Origin of the sequence: Sphingobacterium sp. JUb20, assembly GCF_004342035.1 — a bacterium.
GTDB classification, from domain to species: domain Bacteria; phylum Bacteroidota; class Bacteroidia; order Sphingobacteriales; family Sphingobacteriaceae; genus Sphingobacterium; species Sphingobacterium anhuiense.
On record NZ_SLYV01000001.1, the window covers coordinates 592,640 to 617,390 of the forward strand.

Consider the following 24,751-nt stretch of genomic DNA (forward strand, 5'->3'; position numbering starts at 1 on the left):
TATCTGTTAAAGTGATTTTCGATCTACCAGTTCAGTCGGTACAATCATTTTTACAGGGACCCGCTGTGAAACAAATTTTGCAGCTTCTTGACCTATCGTATGAAAACTGGTGGAAAATGTTGTAATCCCCCCGCTGATGATTTCTTTGATGACATCATCATTATGAGAAAGAATCCCCAGGTCCTTTCCTAATCTCCATTTTTTTTGCAAAATATCTTTCAGCATCAGGTACAGTTCTGGATTGTGAATCGTAAAATAAAGCGTATCCTTTTCTAAATTACCGGGCTTATATTGTTTTTCAATATGCCCCTTTATTTGATACTTATCCAAAAATTTCAGAAATGCATTTTTGATTTCATTGGGTTCTGCTGTGTTTTCTCTAAAATAAAAGATAATTTCTCTATACTTTTTTATTTTAGGATACAGCTGTTCAAAAACTTTATAAGTAGAGTTCTCAAATTCTTGAGCTATGTACGAATACTCGTCGCCTAAATCCAATAAACGATCAATAATTAAAAGCTTTGAAGGAGATATGGATCTTAATAGCTGGACCGAAGCTTTATTTTCAATAGGAGCTACAATGTAAACCGTATATTTTCCCTGGATACGATTAAAAATATCTTCAAAAGTCTCCATATTATTATGGTGGAAAAATAAATCGACGGATACTTCTTCTGGAAGATTTGAACGCAATTCCGATACTAACGTATCTTGAAATGTATCATAAGCATACAACACGACAGCCACTTTTTGTTTCATCTGGGTGTTATTACTTACGACAAAATATCCTTTTCTATTTTTAGACTCAACAACTCCATGCGCTATAAGATCCCGGTATGCCTTTGAAAAAGTTTCTCTGGCATATCCGAGGTAATGTATCATATTATTGACTGATGGAAGACTGGAATGCACTTCTAGCTCATTTGCATCGATAGCATCCAGCACACCTTGAACAATACACTCATGTTTAGAAAGTGTATTTAATGATTCTAACCGTTTTATCCGCGCGATTAAAGTTGCACTATTTTCTTCTTTGGATATTTTCATATATAAATACTAAATAGGAGTTAAAGGGTGATTCTAAAAAGTTTACCGCCTCCTTCATTAAATGCAATTGGCAAATCAGATTTTATGTTCTGCTTTGTTTTGGTAAATAATTCTTCTGCTACATACTGTTGCGCAGGATTCAAACCTAAAGGTGTGAAATCCACAGCAACATGTTGCTTTTCATTGCTAAAATTAAAAATAGCAACATAAAGATACTTACCCGATTTCTTAAAATAGCATTGGTTTGCAGATTTTCCCTCCACAAATCCAGCTGGTCTAAAACTTTTACCATCTGCTATGACCTTTAATATTTCTGAATCTTGAAGATAAACATTCATATTTTTTTGCCAATTTTCTTTCTTCGACAAATCATCGCCAAGAATAATCGTACCTGCAACAATACCTGAAAGTAATCTTGCCTTGTTTACATTTTCCGGTTCGTCATGAAAGACCAGGTGATCAGCATCAATAAAATCATACAGATACGTTTGCCACCAACCGTAGCTCACACTATTCAAGGTATATTCAGTCTGGTCGAGCGTTTTCCATGCATCGCATGCTATGCGTCTCATATGAGCAAATTGATTGGTTGCTAATGATGGAGAGATCGCCGCATAAATAAGCATTTTGCCTTTCAAGACATCTACCAGATGTTTCATTCCAACAGCATAGGCTTGCATTCCCGTAGACGTATTTTTATCATAAAACCCTGTCGACTCAATAGCAGCATGTGACAAGAAGTCTATTTTAATCATCTTGAACCCGCACGCAACCAGTTTACCCAATATGACATCCATACGTGCCAATGTACCCGGATGCGTAGGATCCAAAGCACGTCCACCATCCAAGTTGTGATAGCCACTTTTCGTTTTGGTCCACATATCACCAAATTTATAAGAACTTCCCTCCGCTGTTCGGTTAGGTCCACTGCCATGTCCCCAATCGGTGAAAGGAGCCCAGTATACACCTGGTTTAAGACCCAAAGAGTCACAATAATGTACAAATTTTTCAAGTTGACTATAATCTCCCGACATACCTCCTGGTGTCATATTGTCCCAAAAAGAATCTAAATCAATAAAAGCATCACCGTCTGCATTGCGAAAATGAGGAATATCTTTTTCAAAATATTGTGCTGTAGCGGTAGCATTCTGAAAATTAATTTTTTCCTGAATCACGCCCCAACTGTTCCAACCAACAGGCGTAGCAGCTGTCCACTGCTGTACATAAGGTGTTTGTAGTTGGCGATGGATCTTTGCATAGTCCTCCATTCCAACACGCCAATCTTTTACATAAGAAATCAAATACTTCGGCGAAATAATACGATTGCCTTTTATAAACCCGTGTCCCATAGAATCTCGGGTAATATTAACATCCGTAAATCCTGTTTTTATTGCAAGAAAATCATAATTATTTTGATTTCCTCCAATGGATATACCCGATTTCCAGACAGACTGGTCTAAGGAACCGATAACCAATCCATGATTACTATTCTTATCATAAACAACACCCACTTCAGCGCTTACTTTATTTGTTTTTGAAAGGGACTCATTTTCATAAGAAATAAAAGTATCATTATCAAAAGGTACAGCAACTTGATATAATGCTTTACCAAGTCCACTTATATTCGCCTGCATATATAAAGGAGACATATCATTACTTGCTATGTTTTTTCCGTTAATTTCCAATTGAACTAAAATAATCGGTTTCTGGTCGTATAGAAAAAAATGTTGCTTCATCTCGATACCGGCTTTAGTTTTTGAAGATACTGTATACTGTTTCCCTTTTCCTAAAGCATCAGCAACAACTTGTTCACTTATTTTTGAAACTCCGTTCAGATTTTCAGAACTGACACGCGTGCCATCTGAAAGAACTGCATAAGAAACAGCATCTTTTATAATCAAATTATTATTTTGGGACACACTATATTTCCCTGTTCCTCGGTCGTATTTAAATACCAGTTCATTTTTTTTTACTTCAAATATTTGAGCCTGTACCTGAAGCGAAGTGGCGAGTATTAAAAATATTCCTAAAATTTTTTTCATAATTTATATCATCTATTATTGTAATGTGATTTGAAAAGCATCAATTTTCATATAATGATCAGGTTGAAAATTAAGCAGCATTCCCATATTGACCGTTACTTTCTCTTTAATATCAAAATAAATTCCATCAGATTTCACTTCTGTATACAATAGTGCATCATTAATCTGTTCCCAATCGGGGATAGTTTTATTCGATTTACTGATGACCAGATATGCAGGAGGTTGATCATAATTTGTTGCTGACAAAGTACAGAAAAATCTGTATTTTCCAGGAAGAAGTGTAACCTGTTGTTCAATTTTACCATTTACAATAGCAGGAGCTCCCCATCCAGCTTCCACATTGACTACTCCCCCATCATCAGAAGCAAAACCACCAAAACCATTGTGATTTTTCATACTTGAATTTGTTATCCAGTCATTCAGCGTACCCCATCGGTTTCCATCATAAGCAACAGATGTAAAAGGTTTCTTAAAGTTTTTTAAATACCAGGCCGTAATATCTCCCTTGGGTATTAACTTCGTGGGCTGTACCACGAAAGTATCGATCGCATTACTATCCGGTCTAAAAATAGTCTGATAAGACAGTTCACTATAAAGTGCGTAATGAGAAAGAAGTATTTGTGCATTCTGGGATTTTGTTTTCACTAAAGTATCGATCATCTTTCCATCATCTTTTTTGTACTTGATACGCATAGCGTCAGCTCCCATAGTAGCGGCAACATCCTGTGTTACCAATTGCAACTGCTGACCTGCAACAAAATTTTGTTGCACTACAGAACGCTGAAATAATCCTTCACGATATCGCTCGCCATAGATTGATCCTACCAGATTTGTAGGTATTGATAATCTTCCTTGAGGATCTAATGTTCTGACTTCAAAATTCATCGGTCCTTCAGGCAGGTTTTCGATCAAGCAACGAACGGTATCATTTGCGTTCTTCAGCTGAACCGGAAATCGCATGGAGTCTTGTTTACTGTTCCAATAAACACGGATTTCGGAGATTCCTGTACTTACCCGAAAAACACCCTCAATCTGTACCCTATATTTACCTGATCGGACTTTAATGGAATCTAATTTCGCAGGATAAATTTGCTCTTGGCCATTTGTGTACTTGGTAAAATCATCCATTTTAGAACAGGATGCCAACATCCAAGCACCAAATAAGGATAGTACGAATATATATAGTTTCATATTCTTTATTTTTTTAAATTATCAATAAACACCCCAGACCTGTACTTGAGCGATCTGCATAAAATAACTGCCTCTCCAATTGCGAAGATTTCTAATCCTTAAATATTTATATTTAGGTGCGTCTTCTGGAAGGTCAAATGACCAGCCCGCTATACCATAGACTTCGTCTGCATTGGTATTTGTGCCTGAAGGTGTTCCTGAAGGTTTTCGAACTGTGCAAGTTGCCAATTTGGTCCAGGACTCCCAAGAACCATCTAAATTTGGATTATTACTTGCCCAAACTTCAAAATCACGGAGATTCCCCTTATCATAGAATCCGTTCTCTCTCCTCGGGAACACGACAATCCGACTCATCTTTGCTTCTTTTCCGACCGAGAAAGTTAAAGACTGCGGAGTACCGGCACTTTCTACTGTATAAAGAGAAGGCCACCTTGAAGGATTCATATTACCATCCCACATACTTTCAACTGTACCATATAAAACTTGAGCATCACCCGGCAAACGCAATGAACTGAACTGCTGACGATCAAAAAGATTTTCTTCCAGCGGTTTCAATGTTTTATAGAGCGTATCTGATGTATTGAGCCATCGGTCACGAATGTAAAATGCGAATTTCATTTCCTTCGATTTTAATCCGCGTATGTTGTAAAGTATTACTGAATCTTGACTATAATAATTATCCAAAGGAAGGAACTCCCCATTATTTAGAGAATCCACCATAGGAACAATAACAATATTTCCTTTTTCCTTATTGATAGATGTGATGCGAACACCACCAAATGTTTCGACAACCTTTAACTGACCGTATACGAGATCAAAAATTGGCGTTTTTGGTTCAACGGTAACGTCAACGGGGTCAGATGCAATTTCAGCTTTACTGACAGTATATAGTTTAACAACATGCTTCTGTGTATCGGGAAATCCATCAATAAGAATTTCATTTTTGTACTGCGATGATTTAACGACGCGGTTTTCGCCATTAGCCATTTGATAAGTTGCCTTGACATAAAGCAAATTATCGCTTTCTGGTAAAGAATAACGAATCGTGGCATTACCAAAACCGTTGGTCACGGATACGTTTGTGATAACACCTGGTTTAGCTTGATCATCTTCCAGCAGGTTCCAACCTTTTTCCTCTTTACAGCCACTTACAGCAAATAGTAAGGCTATCAAGAGCACTATATTTTTGACATATATTAAATTTTTCATAATTTCTTCAGATTTAAGATCATACTACCATCCTGGATTTTGTACTAAATTGGGATTAACAAGCAGGTTATTTTCGCGGATTGGCCAGAAATAATCACGCGGTGCCACAAAACGCTGCTGAAAGAAAGTAAGTTCTTTATAGAACAATTCGGGATGGTCCTTATCTTGGTTTCGATCCCAGCCGGTTATATTCTTATTCAGTTCCTGCGCCGCGAGCTTCCATCTTTTTAAATCCCAATATCTTGAGCCTTCAAAGCTCATCTCTATATTTCGTTCGCGTTGGATGATCAGTCGCAAACCGTCTTTTGTATTTGGTTTATTACTATTAAATGAATATTGACTCCAAGATTCTTTAACACCTTTCAATCCCGCTCTAGCTCGAATTTTATCCAAATACAAAAAAACATCTTCAGCAGGACCCTGACTTTCATTCAAAGCCTCTGCATACATCAGATAAAGGTCTGCCAGTCTTAATATTGGCCAAGGGTATTCCTCTATATGGGAGCTGTTGCCATCCTTAAAAGCAAATTTCCAGTTAACAAGTTTCTTTGGGTAGTATGTCGTGATGGGGATAGAAATCCCACTTCCGAATAACCCTAAGCGTAGTTGAGTTGTCCATGTATTTTCGTCACTACGGCTCGGACTATTTTCCATAAACCATACGCCTCCATCAAATCCAACATTTGCATAAAAGCGATTTTCACGGTCAAAGTGCAGACGTGCCGTCTGGTAATTTTCAATATTATTGAACCGTTCACTATGGTTACCTCTCCGAAGCTGATTTTTATTAGAAAAATCTAAGGTTTTATCCTCTTCTATAGGCACACCATTACTCGTATAAAACTGTTCAATTATTTTTATTGTAGGTGCTAAAGTACCATGAACACTATTATTTCCAGAATTATTAGGATCAATATGTGCCATTGAAGAATACTGCATCTGCCAAGCACGAGAAGTTGGATTAGCCCAAATGGTTTCTTTATTCCATTTTTCACTCACAGCATTTCTGATGCTCATCTGCGTTATTGTGGTATCTGACAAAGGGAATACCGTTCCTGGAAATTTATACAAACCGATTCCTAAACTCTCACAGGCTACAATTGCTTCTTTTGCTGCCTGTGCTGCCTTTTGCCATTTCTCGATTTGAAAACTCTGATTAAAAAATAGACTGCCATCGACATTTCTAAAATTGGCAAAATCTTTATTACCGTTAAATAAAGGGCTAGCCGCATACAAAAGTACCTTGGCTTTTATTCCCATAGCAATAGGTTTGGTAATACGACCTAAATCAGTAACAGGCGATTGTACGGTATTGGGAAGCTTGACTATAGCATCATCCAATACTTTAACAATATAATCAACAACTTCATCGATCGATTGACGTTTAACTTTAGCAGCTTCTATAGACGTGTTTACATCTAAGTTGACATCCATAATCGGAAATGGGCCATAATGGCGCATCAACATAAAATGATAATAAGCTTTTAGGAACAAGGCCTCTCCCTCCCAGGTCGTTCTTTCATCTTGGGTTAAGTCCCGTACCTTTTCCGGATTGCGTATGTTTTCCAAAAAAATATTACAGTCACGAATCCCATTAAACATTGCGCCATCCCAATAATTGACATAGGGGTTCGTGACATTCTGGTTACCTCTGGCAATATTCCAGTTCGTCCCATCAATACTGAGCGTCGGATAGTCTAACCAAAACTCATCTCCAGCCATATAAGCCGGGTTACGCGTCGGATCACCATCCTGAGGCAAATAAGAATAACAGGTTGCTAAATATTTAATGGCCTCACTTCGCATCGTAAAAGCATTATCAATAGTTGCAACGTTGTCGGGTACAACATCTAAATAACTACAAGATTGAAGAAACAATACCCCTGACACAATTACTGATTTTAATATAGTTAACTTTTTCATGATACATTTCTTTTTTAAAATCCAATATTAATACCCACATTATAAACCGCTTGCACAGGGTATCCTAAGCCCTCACCACCCATTTCCGGATCCCACATTTTAAATTTGCTCCATACTGCGAGATTCATCGCATTGACATAAAAGCGAACATTTGACATCTTTAGTCTGGTCAGAAACTTATCCGATACATTATAACCCAGCTCAACAGATTTTAGGCGCAGAAAAGCACCATTGCGCATCCACCATGTTGAAAACTGATTGTTGTTATTATTAAAACCATCCGTCAACCGAGGCCAGAATGCACGAGTATCTTGATTGTCCTCGGACCAGTAACTGTTCGCCACTTCTTGTAACAGTCCATTTTGATAAGGTCCATTTATAGCAAATGGTGTTATGTTACCCGGATCAATAAAAAATGAAGACCGTGCAGAACCCTGTAAAAATGCACTTACATCAAATCCTTTAAAACCAACTGAAAATCCCATACCATAGATGATTTCCGGATCGGTAGGATAACCAATTGGCACTTTATCCAGATCTGTTATTTTACCATCGCCATTTACATCTCTGTATTTGATATCACCTCCCATTGTTCTAAAAGCACCACCAAAGTTTTGCAATGGCGAATTTTCGGCTTCCATATCGTCAACAAATAGTCTTTCTGCAATTAATCCATATCCCTGCTTTATCGGAAGTCCTAAATGTGTGAGGTAACTGAGATTATCAGGATAATTAGGCTCTTCATTGACCAATAATTTATTAGTGGCATAGGTCATATTTCCCCTTAACTGTGTCCACCACGTGTTTTCAAAAGATTTATTGTAATCTAATGCTAGATCAAATCCCCTACTTTGCACTTTACCTAGGTTGGCATGGATATTTGCCTGAAAACCAGTAGTCGAAGGAATATTAGAGCGCACCATTAAAATATTAGTCCGTTTTGAATCATAATAATCAAACACGACACCTAAACCGTTTTTTAAGTTCAGATCAAATCCGGCATCAAATGTTGTTGCTTTTTCCCAGGTAATATCACGATTCTCGTAACGCGATATAGAATAGCCTGGTCTAGAATAATCCCAGTTGTTTCCCCATGAAAATCCCTTACCGCTATTGTTTGGATTGACCTGAGACAGGTAAAAGAACCGGTCATTTTCATCTCCGATCTGATCATTACCAACCAAACCATATGTGGCCCTAAATTTCAATCTCGAGACAGAAGAAGTCATAAAATCAAACATTTTTTCTTCATGCAGATTCCAACCTACACCAAATGATGGAAAAAATCCAAACCGATGATCTTTGGAAAAACGCTCCGATCCGTTATAACCGAAATTAAACTCGAAAAGGTATTTATTCTTAAAGGCGTATGTACCACGTCCCGATACGCCAAGGTTTCGTGCGGGCAAAGAAGCTTGCAGATCTCCTCCATTTGCTGTTTGATAATTCCGAATAATACCTATCAACATCCCGGTTAGATCATGATCTTCACCTATCGTACGGTTATAGTTAAGAGCAAACTCTCCATAGGTAGTCGTATTCAATATTTTATTACCTTGATTATAATCTAAATATTCTGTCCCTTCATTTTCATTCAGCAGACTTAATATCGAATTATCAGTTCCCGGTATCTTGACTAAATTATAGTAAAACGGTTTGAAACTTCTCATAACGGAGAAATAAGAGTAGCGTTGCGTGTAAGCCATTAATCTCGCGGACAAACCTTTTGTCAGAAAGTCAAAGTTTTGCTTTAGTTCAAGTTGTACATTAACAGTTGAACTATTGTACTCCTGAAAACCATTTACCATATTAGCATATGGGTTATTATACAAGGTCTTAGTTGTTGGAATATAATTATTACCAAATAACGGATGTGTCGAATAAGGCAAATAAGACGACGGATAGATGGCTGGAAACATCACCGGATTAGACCAAATCGCTTCGCGAAAGACACGTTGACCGCCGTTGATCAAATTACCCCATTTATCATATCCACCTAATGGACCGGTATAATCATCAAATTGAGCAGATGTACGAATAATCCCTGTCGTTGTAGGCGTAATATTAAGCGTGATATTTGAACGTAGCGAGTAATTCTTTAAATTAATATTATTATCAAAACTATTCCCTTGTTCCGTTTTTAAAATCCCTTTATCACTATTTAAAGTACCTGCAACATAGTATTGCGCTAAATTTCCACCACCAGACACGTTAAAATTAAAACGTTGATTATTGGTGTGATCTTTTATTAATTGATCTATCCAATTATTGTTCGGATATAGAAGTGGATCGTCACCATTTTCAGTATGGTCAATTTTATTTTGACTATAAGGAAGTGTACCTCTAGGGTCGCGCGTTAAGACAGCCTCATTGGCCATCTTCATATAAGTAATATTATCTGCAAATTTAAAATTACGCGTGTTGGTCGAGATTGAATTTTCAAATCGTGCATTAAACTTAGCCTTTCCTACAATACCACTTTTTGTATTGACAAGCACAACCCCATTTGCACCTCTAGCTCCATATAATGCTGAAGCTGCGGCATCTTTCAAAACTGAAAACCCGGCAATATCATCTGGCTGCAACCTTGCTAGGGCTGTTGTATTAGATTCCATTCCGTCAATCAGGATCAGTGGATCCTTTTTTCCTGCTCCAAATGATCCAACACCTCTGATGAAAAAAGATGCATTGTCATTTCCGGGCTCACCACTTCGCTGGTAAGCGATCAAACCGGCAACACGCCCCGCCAACATAGAAGTCAAATTGGAAGTGGGACCTTTAATTTCTTTGGGATTGATCGAAGTGATCGAAGCAACCATACTGGTTTTCTTTTGCGTGCCATAGGCAACAACAGTCACTTCATCCAAACTAGAACTCGAAGATGCGAGATAAATGGTTAACCTAGTTTGATTTTCAACTTTAACGGATTTACTTTCAAATCCGACCGAAGTAAATTGCAAAACATCGCCAATATGCGCTTCTTTAATTAAAAATTGCCCTTGCGAATCTGTGGATACTAATGCTTTTTTTCCTTTTATTGCAATGGTAACATTTGAAATTGGCAATTGACTCACACTATCCAGTACGATACCTTTTAATTCAAATGATGGTGATTGACCCCATGCAAGGTTAGAAATGAGTAAGAAAAAAAAGACAATACCTAATCTGTGCCATTTACAGAATTGATGATACAAATAATCGTTCATAATTAGTTATTATTTTATAGTTGGTTTATGAGATGAAGTAGCACAGGAGTCTATACTATTCTATCCTACTACAATAGTATAAACAAATTTTCATATCTCCAAACATTTTTATTTCTTATTACTCTTCGAAAAGGATTTAATTGACTTAAAATGCGACAGGTTTTGGTTGCTATTTTTTATAGGGACATAAAAAACACAGGTATTGAGAAGTAAATAATATTATAAATAATTTACATCGAATCAGAAATACGATCTATTATTTTGATAAGGGGTAATTTGATTTACCCTTATTTTAAGTGAGATCATTGCTCAGAAATAGAATAGCAATAAGATTATTGAGGTCAGTTTATTCAAATTTCAGCTCTGCGTGTTCCCATTGGGAGTACCCGTTGAGCTGTTATCGCAAAAACTTCCTGTTCTTTAGTAACTTCGATTAAAGACAATCCTGTAAACAAACTAAAAGCAGGTAAAAGTGCCGCCGTATCATCAAAGACAAAACAAGGTAATTTTATCCGTTGTCGGGCCTTCCCTTTTAACAAGATACCTGGATGTATATGTCCTGAAAATATAAACTTCCCCCGATCTGGTGCATCTTTTCTATTATGAACAAAACAAAACTCACCCAGTTCATAGTAATCTGAAAACAGTTTTATAGCGAGTTCCTCATAGAATAGAACGGATAATCTTTCATGATTTCCCTTCACTAGAATAATCTCTAATGATGCATACTTCTTTCTCCATTCACGAAATGTTTCCAGATCCAGATTATGATCGTGATGAAACATATCACCTGTTACCAATAAGGTTTTGGGATTATAAACTTCCAATAGTTTATCCAGGCGCAGCATATCGGTATCGGACACCTGTTTAGGAATCTGTAAACCCTCCTTCCTAAAATGTCCGGATTTACCTAAATGAATATCACTGATGACCAGCATGTGATATGCCGGTATATAGAGAGCCCGGTCTTTATCCATGATGATCGTTTTTCCTTTTTTTATAATTCTGTACATCTTAATCCAAGTTTTTAAACACTGCGGCCTTCATCTTTTCAATTCGTGCTTCGAGTTCTTCAGAACTCATGCTCTCCCGCATACTATCCACTTTGATCGGGAAAGAAAATGGAGTAAAACGCTCTGCCCACTTTAAAACGATGGTACTTTGCTGTATTCTATTCAGCGCATGCAACAAACGTGGCTCTTCTAGCTGATAATGAAAATTTTCATCATAAGCCTGACGCAATAAGAGATTTTTGGGATCATAGGATTCAAAAACATCAAAGAACAAAGCGGAAGAAGATTGAATCTGCTTATTCTTTAAATATTTACCGGGATAACCCTGAAATACCAGTCCCGAAATACAGGCAATATCTCTAAACTTTCTCTTTGCCATCTCCGTGGCATTGATACTGGCACTGATATCTGCGCTTAGGTTATCGGGAGAAAAAATGTCATAGACAATGGCATCATCCATCGGTATTTCTTGATCACTCAGCAATTCAAAACCATAATCATTCATCGCTATTGAAAAAGTAATAGGTATCAATCTGGAAATTCGGTAGGCTATAAGTGCCGCCATAACCTCGTGTACCAATCGCCCTTCAAATGGATAAGCAAAAAGATGATATCCTTCTTTCGTATGTATTAATTCTACTAGAAACTCATCCGCCCTAGGTACATGTGTAATCGATTCCTGCAATTCGAATAAGGGTTTCATCACCTTAAGCTCTTCCTCTTTATGTTCTCCGACCAATACCTGACTGTATTTCTGACGCAGGATAGCACCTAAATTAGAACTCAAGGGCAATCTGCCCCCCAGCCAGCTTGGTGTTATGGTTTTTTTATGCTGACTTCTTTTAACAAGCACAAGCATATCTCTGACCATTACAAACTCCAAACTTCTACCTGCGAGATTAAAACGGTCACCCGGTTTTAGTTTTGACACAAAATACTCTTCAACCATACCCACATAACCTCCGGTCATAAATTTAACCTTGAGCATAGCATCGCTCACAATAGTACCTATATGCAAGCGGTGACGCATGGCGATCTGCCTATTGGTTACTTTCCATAAGCCATCTGTTTCGTCGAACACCACTTTGTGAAATTCAGGATAAGCCTGTAGACTTGAGCCTCCTTGTGTAATAAACTGCATACACCAGTCAAACTCTTCAGCCAACAATTCAGAAAAGGCATAGGTATTCTTAACCTCCTCAAAAATTATTTTATTATCAAATCCATTTCCTACAGCTAAAGTTACCAAGTATTGCAACAAAACATCAAAAGGCAAGATAAAAGGTTCTCTACTTTCAATCTGCTGTGTTTTAGCCGCTGTTTTAATCGCAGCGACTTCTAGCAGTTCGAGCGCATGGGTCGGCATAAAATAGATCTTTGACGTTTCAAAGGGTGAGTGTCCACTTCTTCCGGCACGTTGTAAAAAACGTGCTACACCCTTTGGTGACCCTACTTGCACCACAGTATCAACCGGTTTAAAATCCACGCCCAAATCAAGAGATGAGGTACAGATCACAACTTTCAATACTCCCGTATGCAATGCTTCTTCAATCCAGTTGCGTAATTCATAATCTATCGAACCATGATGTATCGCCATCTGACCCGCAAAATCGGGATGGATCTTCAGTAAATGCTGAAACCAGATCTCTGCCTGACTTCGGGTGTTCGTGAAAACCAAGGTCGTTTTGCTCTTTTTGATAACAGGAACTAATTTATCGGCCAATTTTATCCCCAGATGCCCGGCCCAAGGTAACATTTCGATGGTATCAGGGATAATTGATTGAATCTGGATCTTCTTTTCAGTTGCTGCTTTTACAATTATTTTCAACACTTGATGATCAGGTTGCAAAACCGCTAAAGCCTCTTCGAGATTACCGATTGTCGCCGAAATTCCCCAGATGCGAAGCGTCCTGTTTTCCCTAAAACTTACCATACCTTTGATTCGGGATAGCGCCAGCTCAACCATGACACCTCTTTTAGTGCCTAATAATTCATGCCATTCATCTGCAACTATGCAGGTTAGATCATCAAAGATATTATCGTTATTTTTCTGAGCCAGAAGTAAATGTAAGCTTTCTGGTGTGATCAATAATACTTGTGGCATGGCTCGTTTTTGTTTCTGCTTTTCAGATACTGAAGTATCGCCGTTCCGCACGCCGACCCTCCAGTCAACATCAAGCTGAAATAAAGCTTCTTCCATCGCACGTGCCAGATCTTTTGCCAATGAACGTAATGGTGTGATCCAGATTACACGCAAGCCCAATTTCCCTTTTCTTTTACTTCCATTGCCCTCCTCATTCAGATAAGCAATGATGGGTGCCAGAAAGACAGAATAGGTTTTACCAAATCCGGTAGGTGCGTTGACTAAACCACTATATCCCTCCAAGTAAGATGCCCATGTCTCTTCTTGAAAGGGGAATGGTTTTCTTTTTCGGGTTTTCAACCATTTCACAACTTTTTGATAGCCTACCGTTTTTTTCATCTTTCACTATCCCTCATAGTTGATTCTAATAGTATCTGCAGATCTTCCAGCGTATTGATGTCATCTACTTTTTTATCTCTTCTCCAGCGCACAATTCGGGGGAAACGTAGCGCCAGCCCTGCTTTATGACGCTTACTGACTGCTATTCCTTCAAAAGCAATCTCAAATACCAGTTCTGGTTTTACAGTCCGTACAGGGCCAAATTTCTCTATGGCATTTTTGACCACAAAACTATTGACCTCCTTAATCTCTTTATCCGTCAAACCTGAATAAGCTTTCGCGATCGTAATAAACTGATCTCCGTCGCGTACTGCAAAAGTATAGTCTGTAAAAAAATTAGCTCTTCTCCCGCTTCCTTTTTGCGCATAAATCATCACCACATCTATGGTAAAAGGTTCTATTTTCCATTTCCACCAATCTCCTCTCTTTCTACCGCTATGATACAAAGAATCCTGACGTTTCAGCATAATGCCTTCACTATTCAGTTCGCGAGACTTTTTCCGTTCTACAACTAAATTTTCCCAAGAATCAAAAGGAACAATCGGAGCCGTCAAAATTGTCTCCGCTATTGGCAATAACTTGTCGAGCACAGCCCTTCTTTTATGGAGCGGTTCAGCTCTATAATCCATACCGCCATATTCCAATACATCATAGGCATAGAAGGCGACAGGAGCCTCATCCAGTTGTTTTTTATTGATTGTTTTTCTATTGAGCCGTTGCTGTAAAGTACTAAACGATAATACTTCGCCTTCACGTACAGCCAATATTTCACCATCGATTACGGTACCGTTTGGCAGACCAGATAAAGCAACGTGCAATTCTGGAAACTGGTCTGTTACGAGTTCTTCCCCACGTGACCAGATAAATAATTCATCATTCCGCTTAATAATCTGCCCTCTGATTCCATCCCATTTCCACTCTGCCTGCCAATTATCCACCGATCCTAACTCATGGACAGGCACATCGATCGGATATGCCAGACAAAAAGGATAAGGCCAGGAACTATCAATATTAACATGCAAACCACCTATCAAGTCACCAAAAGAAATTTTCTCAGGATCCCATTTTCCCATAATGCTATGCGTGATGTGATTGGTATCCAGACCTGATAATTTTGCAAGCGCGTGAATTAAATTTTTAGATGAGATACCGATACGAAAATTACCTGATATCAGCTTATTAAACACAAATCTCTCTTGCGTACTCAGTTTTTCCCAAGCGTTGAAAACAAATTCCTTTTTATCTTCATTGCTACTATCCGACAAGTTCTTCAACGCCAATATCCATTGATGCAATGGAATATCGGATGTGGATGTAGAAGGAGGCAAAAGCAAAGCAATCGTTTCACTCAAGTCGCCAACATTGTGATAACTTTCTACAAACAACCAGGTGGGTAATCCAGTGATCTCGGTGATCCACTCTTTCAACAAGTTGGTACTGATCGTTCTTTTAGGCTTCTTGCCCGTAAACAAAGCAATAACCCAAATTTTATCGGCATCCTCCGCTTCAGAAAAATAGTCAACCAAAGCAGTTAATTTATCATTAGTTTTATTACTCTGTTCGAGTCTGGAAATTAAACGGCTAAACTTTCTCAAAGATCACCCCCTTTCTCCGCTACCGCTTCTTCATCCTCAATGCCAAATTGTGTTGTCACGGCTTCAGCAGGTATTCCCTGCTCTGTTAAATAGCGGGAAAAGACCGATGTAAAACCATGCGTTACATAAACCTTTTCAGCTTCAGTTGCTTTTATGGCCGTGATCAACCCATTCCAATCGGCATGATCGCTCAGTGCAAATCCCGCATCAGCACTCTGCCATCTTCGATGCGAACGCACCTGCATCCATCCTGAACAGATACCAACAGCAGCACCCTGCAAACTTTTGATCCACTTGCTATCTCGCATGACCGGTGGAACAATTAAAATACCCCCTTGTAGCTCATCCCTGCTCATATCCGCTGTTATTGTTTTATATGGAGGCAATGTAACTCCGGCCTGTTCAATAGCTACATTGAGTCGACCAATACTATTATGCACGTAGATCGGCAGATATCCTGCTAGGTTATGCAATAAACGCTGCGCTTTACCCAAGCTGTAAGCAATAAGCACGGTCGTTTTATTATTTTCTTTATTTTGTGCTGCCCAATGCTTGATATCGTCAAATAGGACATCTTGAGGCAACCAGTTGTATACAGGAAGTCCAAATGTACTTTCAGAAACAAACGTATGGCATTTAATCGGTTCAAAAGCCGTACTAATGCCATCAAATTCTACTTTATAATCTCCAGAAATTACACAGATTTCACCTTTATATTCAAGACGAACCTGAGCAGAGCCAATCACATGTCCAGCAGGATGAAAAGAAATCTGAACACCATTTCTAACAACTTTCTCCCCATATGCCATTGATTCGACAACCAGATCTTCGCTTATACGACATTTGATAATCGCCTTTGTCAAATGGTGGCACAGATAGTATTTATTGCCCCAGCGCACGTGGTCTGCATGTCCATGCGTGGTTACAGCATAATCTACCGGCAACCAGGGGTCTACGTAAAAATCACCTTGTTTACAATAAATACCGCGATTAGTAAAAGTTATCAATCCCATATATTTCTAATAACAAGCATGCCGCGAATTAGTTTACATCGCATATTGATGATCAACTATTCAAACTATTTGTCCACGAAATTGTTTACTAGATATACGATCTACTTAATTTAAGCAAAGAATAATATGGAAATAGAATATGTATTGGAAGAAAAAGGTGGACCAGTTCTAGCGTTAGCTATACATGATGGACATCAGATTGCCCCACAACTATCACCTATCATGAGTCTTTCAGAATCCGAACGATTACGAGAGGAGGATCCTTACACGGGTATGCTGACAGATCTAGATACTAATCGACTGATTATTAAAACCTCTAGATTCCAAGTAGACCTTAATAGACCTATTCAAGATTCCGTATATCTACGCCCTGATCAGGCATGGGGGCTTAATGTATGGAAGCAACCTCCTACTAAGACAATCTTAGCACAACTCAAACAATCTTATCATTATATTCAAAAAGTTCTTTCGGGAATGATTGAAAAAAGCATTCAGCAAAATGGGTATTTTATCATTTATGATATCCATAGTTACAATGCTAAACGATCGGGTCCTGATGAAACAGTCGACACCTACGCAAATCCAGAGATAAATATTGGAACGATCAACAATAAAGGTATTTGGAGGCCTTTGATCGACTCATTTGTAAAATACTTGAAAGAACACAATATAAATGAAAACCAGATCGACGTACGTGAGAACGTCAAATTTTCAGGTGGTTATCTTTCCAAATGGGTCACCAGTAAATATGGTCAGAAAGGATGTGTACTTTCTATTGAGTTTCGTAAAGACTTTATGAATGAATGGACAGGAACTCCTAATCTTGATCATATCGAGTCATTAAAAAAACTATTACGATCTTCTGTATCGTATATCAAAAACAGCTACCAAAGTCACTATGGATCAAAGTAAAGCGATTACGAAAGCAGTTACATCCATCATACAAAATGAGCCCGTTCATATACAGTTTTCGAAAGATAGTAAACTTGTTCTCAAACGCATCATTCCGCTACTTTTGGTTTATCGGATCCCTGCAGAAGGCAAAGATCAGATGATATCCACTTTGGTTAAATCGGAATCTTGTTCTTTAGTAGGCAAATCATCAGATCTGGATTTCAATGCGGTGATCACGCCAATAATAAGACAGCTTATAGATGAATTTGGTGCATGTCAATTGATCGAAATCTGGCAGGATAAAGAGATGGATACAGACGTCGCCATCCATATTTCACAGAAATCAGCACTTCCTATTGCTCAAAAATTTATCAAAGATTTAGAATCGGATGAACAGAATATGTTCTTGTCTACTGCTATAAAAAAAGAGACAAAGTCACCAAAAAATAGAGATATAACTCATATTATCAATCCATTGGCAGAGGAATTTAAACAATTACTTTACATGGGTATTGCACTGAAACCGCATTATAATGATGTCACGACTGGAAAGGTATATCCGCTCATTCTGCGCAATTATCGGGAAATATTTACAAAAAGTTTACGCAAGAGTTTTCTTGAATTTATCAGACTATATACATCATTAAAGGTATCACAGTTCAGGATGCTCAAGACAACTGAACTGCAACCCCTTATTATGGAAATCGATCAGAATTTAGCTTCTGAAAGTCAGAAATTCGACTTTTTGCTCTTAGTCAGTCCTTTAAATACCCGTGAAGCATGGTTACAATTTAAGAAAGATAAATTTTTAAAATCGCCAAAATTTAGATATAGACCCATGCCAATAGATCCGGAGCTGGTGAAACGCAACCTTTATAATCTACGTATTGAAGATATTGATGATCCGACTATCGCTTATCTTTTTAGAGATAAACGTAAGGAACTTGATGCTATGATGACCATGCTGATTGATCGTGGCAATGAAGGCTTTATGCACGGGAGCCTCCAAGTATTCGGAAATGTCAATGACAATTTACTGGAAACCGCCAAGGCTATTCTATTGGTATACGAACAACACAGCAAGAAGCCGGCACCTCCAAAAAAAATGATCAATGCAACCGAATTCGCCAAATTGGCAAAGGAAGAGCTTCATTATCTCAGACAACAATTTCCTTCACTGGAGACCGGCGTCCGGATCCGCGAAGATATCACAGGCATCATGGTCAACCGAGGTGTATTGAACATCAGCAAATATTATGAGGTTGAAGCGAGCAGGGCCATTGCCCTCATACAGCATGAAGTAGGTACCCACATTGTCACCTATTTCAATGGCAAGTCGCAGCCATTTAAACTGTTCAGCCTGGGTGTACCCGGCTATGAGCAGTTGCAGGAAGGACTTGCTGTATTCTCCGAATACATGGTCAACGAGCTTAGCGGAGACCGTCTACGGATTATAGCCGCACGTGTAGTGGCAGTACACCATATGCTAGCAGGGCATAATTTCAGCGATACCTTCTTCTTATTGGTAGATCATTATCATTTCACAGAAGAAATAGCCTTTCATATCTGCACCAGAGTATACCGCGGTGGTGGCTTAACAAAAGATGCTCTTTATCTAAAAGGCCTCATGAGCATCATTACCTATATCCGTGAGGGAAGAGAACTCTCTCCTTTGCTCATTGGTAAAATCCGGGAAGACTATATCCCCATTGTTGAAGAATTAACACAAAGAGGATTATTAAACAATCCGATCCTAAAACCACGCTACCTGGCAGAACCTTATTTACAGAACTTAGAAAAAATCAAATCAGGAGACAATATTTTCAACCTTTCAAATCATTAAAAGCACTTTCCTATATGAAAATCGCATTCATCATCAATCAGACACACAAAGAAAAGGCCAGTTTCACAACAACATTGTTAGCCTACAAAGCGCTCCTACGTGGCCACTCCGTCTATTACATCGGTCTTGCTGATTTTGTTTACCTGGATCAGGATAAAATAGCCGCTCATGCCCGTGCAGTACATCAGATCGATGGTATAGCAGATACCGATCAATTGATTGATAAATTACGGTCTACCGCCAAGGAAAAAATATCGTTACGGGAGCTAGATATTATTTGGCTGCGATTTGACCCCGTTCTTGACATGATCAATAGGCCTTGGGCAGCATCTATGGGATTACAGTTTGCTCAGCTCGCACAAAATCTTGGTGTACGCGTACTTAATAATCCACGTGCTCTCGTTGATGCGGAAAATAAACTTTACCTCGAAAACTTTCCCGAAGAAATCCGTCCCCACACGATCGTGACGCGAAATTACGATGACGTGAAGCGGTTTTTTGAAGAGCAAAACAATAAAATCATCCTGAAACCTTTAAAGGGTTCGGGGGGAAAAAATGTCTTTCTTGTCAATGAGCAGGAAAGTAAAAACCTCAAACAGATTGTTGAGGTGATCTGCCGCGACGGTTATTTAATCGCTCAGGAATATTTGCCCGATGCACAATATGGCGATATCCGTTTTTTCCTACTCAATGGGAAACCACTGCTCGTTAATGGAAAATACGCTAGTGTGCACAGAGTACAATCAGCGGGAGAATTGAGGAGCAATATCCACCAGGGAGCCAAAGCCCAAGTTGCTGAGATCAGCCCCGCACTACTGCAAATGGTACAGAAAGTGGCCGACAAACTGATGCAGGACGGGATGTATTTCGTAGGACTGGATATTATCGGTGACAAAATAATGGAAATCAACGTTTTTAGTCCTGGCGCACTGCTACAGGCATCAGAACTTAATGGTGAAGATTATGCTACTGCTATCATCAAGGATCTGGAAGAAACAACAATCAAAAAATAAGGTAGCACAGCATTCCTATTGAAAAAACGCATCACACGTGATGCCTTGTTTTTTCAATAGGATGTGTACCAAAACGTTCGAATAAATTTATCTCTTTCAATCGTTGTCTTCAAAAATTATTCTATATCTTAAACCCATATTTAATAGCATTCAGAAGAAAACATCACAGTGGAACAGCTCAATCGATTTGATCGCATACTAGCAATATTAATTCAACTTCAATCCAAAAAAACGGTCAAAGCACAAGAACTAGCAAGCCGTTTTGAAGTCAGTTTACGGACCATCTACCGTGACGTTAGAAGCCTGACTGCGGCAGGCATTCCAATCATTGGTGAAGCAGGATTAGGTTACGAACTGGTTGAGGGTTATAAAATTCCTCCAATGATGTTCACAAAAGCAGAAATCACGAGTTTTGTAGCCGCTGAGAAGCTGGTGTTTAAATTTATCGATAAGGAAATGAAAGATCATTTCTCTTCGGCCATCTATAAGCTGAAGGCGATTATACGGAGTTCCGATAAGGATTGGATGGAAACTATTGATAAACATGTGGTCATGAAATCTATTTCGCATAATCAGCTGAGTTCAGCACTTCCCAATACTTTGACGACTCTATTTCAATGCATCGCCCAGAAAAATGTATTGGAAATTAGCTATCAGGCTACCTATCAGCAAGAACCTAGCATACGTGACATAGAACCCATTGGTGTGTTTCATGAAAGTAATTACTGGTACATCTATGCTTTCTGTTTGGTAAGAAACGATTATAGACAGTTCCGTACAGATCGCATCTCTAACATTAGAATATTGGATCAATTACAATTTAAACAACATCCTGATCTTGAACAATATCTCGCAGAACGAGAAAAGGAAGCAAATTTTACGCGCGTAGTACTTCATGTCGATCCACAATTTGCGCATTATCTACATTGGGAACGTAAATATTTTGGTTTTAAAAAAGAAAGCCTGAATGATGGTATGGTCGAAATGGTATTTGATGTCAAAAATGCTGACATGGGATTCGCACGCTGGTATATGATGTTCGGTGACCGTGCAGACATTATTAGCCCCCAATCTTTAAAAGACACGGTAAGGTCCTTACTGAAATCTCAGGCAGAACGACTGGCATAAAAAAACCTCCAGAGAGCAGCTTGCTCCCTGGAGGTCTTAAGTTTTAGCGGTATTAACGCTCCCAAAAGAATGGAGGCTCAATGCCCAAACTTCTCAGATAAACATATCCTTGCGCTCGGTGATGAATCTCATTATCGATAAAATATAAAATATTTTCAATGACAGGAAATTCATACTGACCGAACAAATTAAATGTCTCGTGAAAATTTTCTTCTTTAAGTTGCGCCCATAATTGCTTAAGCTCTTCCGTATGCTGATCCCACACTTCTAAAATGGCGGCCTTGCTTGTATACTTATTTGCTTCAGCATATGCTTCCACCTGTCTATTGACTATGCCCGTTAAACCGGGAACAGCAATCGATATCAGTTCATTTGCCAATTCACCAAATGTACGCATACCCGGCACAGCATAAGTGAAAAGCTCTGCTTCAGGAAACTTCTCGATCGTTCTTCTAGTCAGGTTTCTATGACCTAACCAATGTTTCAATAATTCTTCTTTGGTAATAACTGCTGCTGTATTCATATCGCTTTATTTTTAATTGATAAATCAAAATTACAAGCAATAGTGACAGCCTATTGTCAGCAGTAAAAAATTATTTTGGCATTATTTTATAAGTCGGATCATTTTCAGAAGCCTCAATCTCTACCGGACTGTTTGCTTTCCTCATGATGGCTTTACAATCCTCGCTCAGATGGCGTAAGCGAAGTGTTTTAGATTGACTCTGATATTTATATCCAAGTTTATTAACGGCATCTATAGCGCTCATATCTGTAATCTTACTTTCCTTAAAATCAACGATCACAAGATCAGGGTCTTCATTGACTTCAAATTTCTCTAAAAATCCAGCTACTGACCCAAAAAATAGCGGACCATAAATTTCATACACCTTATTTCCGGCTTCATCAATCGTTTTTCGCGCTCGAATACGTTTTGCATTATCCCAAGCAAATACAAGTGCCGAAATTACCACACCGACCAGTACAGCTAAAGCCAAGTTGTGCAACACAATCGTAATTAGTGCGACAAGCATACCGACGATTACATCAGACTTCGGCATCTTAGTGATAATACGGAAAGAAATCCATTGAAAAGTTCCTATAGCCACCACCATCATTACCCCCACTAAAGCAGCCATCGGTATCTGTTCAATAAAAGGAGAAGCAATCAGGATGATCGTCAATATTGTGAGGGCACCGATAATACCGGAAAGTCGTGAACGGGACCCTGCATTAATATTAACTAGCGTTTGTGCCACCATAGCACAGCCTCCCATCCCTCCAAAAAATCCATTTACCAGATTCGCCGTTCCCTGCGCCATAGCTTCTTTATTAGCGTTTCCTTTCGTATTTGTCAGTTCATCGACCATTGATAGGGTCAAAAGCGACTCAATCATCCCCACAGAGCCCATAACCAGCGCAAATGGAAAGATAATAGTTAGTGTCTCCCAAGTAAAGGGTACAGAAGGAATATGAAATGCCGGTAAGTTTCCTTTAACAGAAGCGATATCGCCCACTGTTTTGGTATCGATCTTAAAAATATACACGAGTAAGAAGGTGGCCAATATGGCTACTAATGATGCTGGAATCGCTTTAGAAATCTTAGGGAATAGATAGACCACTAATGCTGCAAATAAAGTAAGCCCTAACATAATATAGGCTGAAGCACCCGACAACCAATGTGTTACTCCTGAAGAATCTACAGTCTTAAACTGCTCGACCTGAGACATAAAAATAATTACAGCTAAACCATTAAGAAAGCCATACATCACGGGTTGCGGAATCAGTCGGACGAACTTTCCAAATTTGAAAGCTCCTACCATAAACTGCAAAATACCTGCCAGTACAACAGTAGCAAACAAATATTCAACACCATGCATGCTGATCAACGCTATGAGTGTGACGACAGTTGCTCCTGCACCGCCAGAAATCATTCCCGGTCTCCCACCCAAAATAGCCGTGACCAAGCCCATTATAAACGCGGCATAGAGACCCGTCAAAGGAGAAAGACCAGCTAGTATAGCAAATGACAATGATTCTGGAATCATGGTCATCGCCACAGTCAATCCTGCCAAAATCTCTACTCTATAGTTTATTTTACCATGTGGATTTAAATATCGAAGTATTGCGCTCATTGAACTTATTTTTTGCAAAAATACACAAGCATCCGCAGATCCTTGTGTATTTTATATTCTTTTTCATTAGCATTGAAACTGCAACAAGAGCATGATGCATTTGAATCAAAAAATAGTAGCGCAAATGATTAGCTGTTAAATCGCATCCTACGAAAATCTTTACTGACGATGCATTCCCGAAAGCATATTTTTCCAGAGAGATGGATTATCCGTCTGTATAATCCTAACATAAGGGTATTTTTTCAGGAAGATCTCGTAAACAGTACTTCCTTCATGAAGAGCTTTTTCATCTGTATCGCCCAACGTATTCATCCACAAAATAACACCCTGATCTTTAAGCTTTACTAATTCATTATAATTATCGAAAGACTCATCAATATGAATTACGGAAGTCCGTTTGGATTTTAGTATCTCATGCAGATCCTTCATACTCCGTGCACGAGGAAAAAGAGTGATACGAGGATTGAGCTTATAAAACTTTTCGATAAGTCGGTGATCGTATAAAAAGAACAAAACTTCATCTTCCATATTTTCTGCAGCAATCAATTCAAAAGTTTTTGCCACATATTTTTCGTTTTCTTCCTTAAAATCTATATCCAATATAATTTTACCTCTACATAAGCGTAGTACTTCCTTAAGCGTTGGAATATGACAGTTAGAGGCAGCACCTGCTGGAGTATCCCGTAAATACAAGGTTTGTATTTCAGCATAGGTCAGCTGACTCACTTTTCCTTTACCTGTTGTTGTGCGATCTACCGTTGCATCATGCATCAAGATCAACACACCATCTTTGGTACTGCGAATATCGATTTCAACAACAGAAACTCCTAACCTGATCGCCTCCAAAATGGAGGCGATTGAATTCTCAGGAAATTCCTTATGTGCCCCACGGTGAGCAGCAATATGCTGTTCTTTTTCCGACAGCTTGGTCAGTAACCGATCAGATTGACCATAAGCAACTGAAAACAAAACACTTGAAACGATTAACAGAACCCGAAAAATAGTTAATACATGTATCAT

General features: G+C 38.7%; 17 protein-coding genes. 4 read left to right on the forward strand and 13 right to left on the reverse strand.

Annotation, left to right across the window (positions count from 1 at the left end; all coding sequences use genetic code 11):
- Positions 1-6 precede the first annotated feature (6 nt).
- From EDF66_RS02650 to EDF66_RS02695, 10 genes are all read right to left on the reverse strand, one after another.
- Entirely contained in the window at positions 7-1,047 is a 1,041-nt protein-coding gene (locus tag EDF66_RS02650) for a GntR family transcriptional regulator (protein ID WP_132840368.1), read from the reverse strand.
- A 20-nt stretch (positions 1,048-1,067) separates the two neighbouring features.
- Positions 1,068-3,089 carry an alpha-galactosidase gene (locus EDF66_RS02655; protein ID WP_132840370.1) on the reverse strand — a complete coding sequence of 674 codons (2,022 nt, stop codon included), beginning with the start codon at positions 3,087-3,089 and terminating at the stop codon, positions 1,068-1,070.
- A gap of 15 nt (positions 3,090-3,104) precedes the next feature.
- A complete protein-coding gene (locus EDF66_RS02660; RefSeq protein WP_084825391.1) occupies positions 3,105-4,280 on the reverse strand; it encodes a DUF4998 domain-containing protein in 1,176 nt (391 codons plus the stop codon).
- 21 nt (positions 4,281-4,301) lie between these two features.
- Positions 4,302-5,489 carry a DUF5000 domain-containing lipoprotein gene (locus EDF66_RS02665; RefSeq protein WP_132840372.1) on the reverse strand — a complete coding sequence of 396 codons (1,188 nt, stop codon included), beginning with the start codon at positions 5,487-5,489 and terminating at the stop codon, positions 4,302-4,304.
- A gap of 24 nt (positions 5,490-5,513) precedes the next feature.
- Positions 5,514-7,412, reverse strand: coding sequence for a RagB/SusD family nutrient uptake outer membrane protein (locus tag EDF66_RS02670; RefSeq protein ID WP_132840373.1), 1,899 nt, complete (start codon positions 7,410-7,412; stop codon positions 5,514-5,516).
- 14 nt (positions 7,413-7,426) lie between these two features.
- Entirely contained in the window at positions 7,427-10,618 is a 3,192-nt protein-coding gene (locus EDF66_RS02675; protein WP_132840375.1) for a SusC/RagA family TonB-linked outer membrane protein, read from the reverse strand.
- A gap of 350 nt (positions 10,619-10,968) precedes the next feature.
- The gene (gene pdeM / locus EDF66_RS02680) at positions 10,969-11,631 is read right to left on the reverse strand and encodes a ligase-associated DNA damage response endonuclease PdeM (RefSeq protein ID WP_132840376.1); all 663 of its coding nucleotides are present in this window, start codon (positions 11,629-11,631) and stop codon (positions 10,969-10,971) included.
- Between the two features lies 1 nt (position 11,632).
- Positions 11,633-14,113, reverse strand: coding sequence for a ligase-associated DNA damage response DEXH box helicase (locus EDF66_RS02685; protein WP_132840378.1), 2,481 nt, complete (start codon positions 14,111-14,113; stop codon positions 11,633-11,635).
- Positions 14,110-15,708, reverse strand: a complete 1,599-nt coding sequence (locus EDF66_RS02690) for an ATP-dependent DNA ligase (RefSeq protein WP_132840379.1) — start codon at positions 15,706-15,708, stop codon at positions 14,110-14,112. Before EDF66_RS02690 ends, EDF66_RS02685 begins: the two co-directional genes overlap by 4 nt.
- Positions 15,705-16,721: a ligase-associated DNA damage response exonuclease gene (locus EDF66_RS02695; protein WP_021191142.1), complete on the reverse strand. Its 1,017-nt coding sequence runs from the start codon at positions 16,719-16,721 to the stop codon at positions 15,705-15,707. Before EDF66_RS02695 ends, EDF66_RS02690 begins: the two co-directional genes overlap by 4 nt.
- Before the next feature lie 126 nt (positions 16,722-16,847).
- On the opposite strand from EDF66_RS02695, the gene EDF66_RS02700 reads away from it, so the two are divergent.
- The 4 genes from EDF66_RS02700 (at position 16,848) to EDF66_RS02715 (ending at position 21,599) form a co-directional block, all read left to right on the forward strand.
- Positions 16,848-17,633 carry an N-formylglutamate amidohydrolase gene (locus EDF66_RS02700; protein ID WP_021191141.1) on the forward strand — a complete coding sequence of 262 codons (786 nt, stop codon included), beginning with the start codon at positions 16,848-16,850 and terminating at the stop codon, positions 17,631-17,633.
- Positions 17,620-19,458 carry a flavohemoglobin expression-modulating QEGLA motif protein gene (locus tag EDF66_RS02705; RefSeq protein ID WP_132840380.1) on the forward strand — a complete coding sequence of 613 codons (1,839 nt, stop codon included), beginning with the start codon at positions 17,620-17,622 and terminating at the stop codon, positions 19,456-19,458. Before EDF66_RS02700 ends, EDF66_RS02705 begins: the two co-directional genes overlap by 14 nt.
- A gap of 14 nt (positions 19,459-19,472) precedes the next feature.
- A complete protein-coding gene (locus EDF66_RS02710; RefSeq protein WP_132840382.1) occupies positions 19,473-20,471 on the forward strand; it encodes an ATP-grasp domain-containing protein in 999 nt (332 codons plus the stop codon).
- Between the two features lie 168 nt (positions 20,472-20,639).
- Complete coding sequence (locus EDF66_RS02715; protein ID WP_207898407.1) at positions 20,640-21,599, forward strand: helix-turn-helix transcriptional regulator; 960 nt, start codon at positions 20,640-20,642, stop codon at positions 21,597-21,599.
- A 52-nt stretch (positions 21,600-21,651) separates the two neighbouring features.
- On the opposite strand, the gene EDF66_RS02720 is transcribed toward EDF66_RS02715, so the two are convergent.
- The 3 genes from EDF66_RS02720 to EDF66_RS02730 form a co-directional block, all read right to left on the reverse strand.
- Entirely contained in the window at positions 21,652-22,122 is a 471-nt protein-coding gene (locus EDF66_RS02720) for a DinB family protein (RefSeq protein WP_132840384.1), read from the reverse strand.
- Between the two features lie 70 nt (positions 22,123-22,192).
- Entirely contained in the window at positions 22,193-23,731 is a 1,539-nt protein-coding gene (locus EDF66_RS02725) for a SulP family inorganic anion transporter (protein ID WP_132840386.1), read from the reverse strand.
- Positions 23,732-23,890: 159 nt separating this feature from the next.
- Positions 23,891-24,751 carry a glycerophosphodiester phosphodiesterase family protein gene (locus tag EDF66_RS02730; RefSeq protein ID WP_132840387.1) on the reverse strand — a complete coding sequence of 287 codons (861 nt, stop codon included), beginning with the start codon at positions 24,749-24,751 and terminating at the stop codon, positions 23,891-23,893.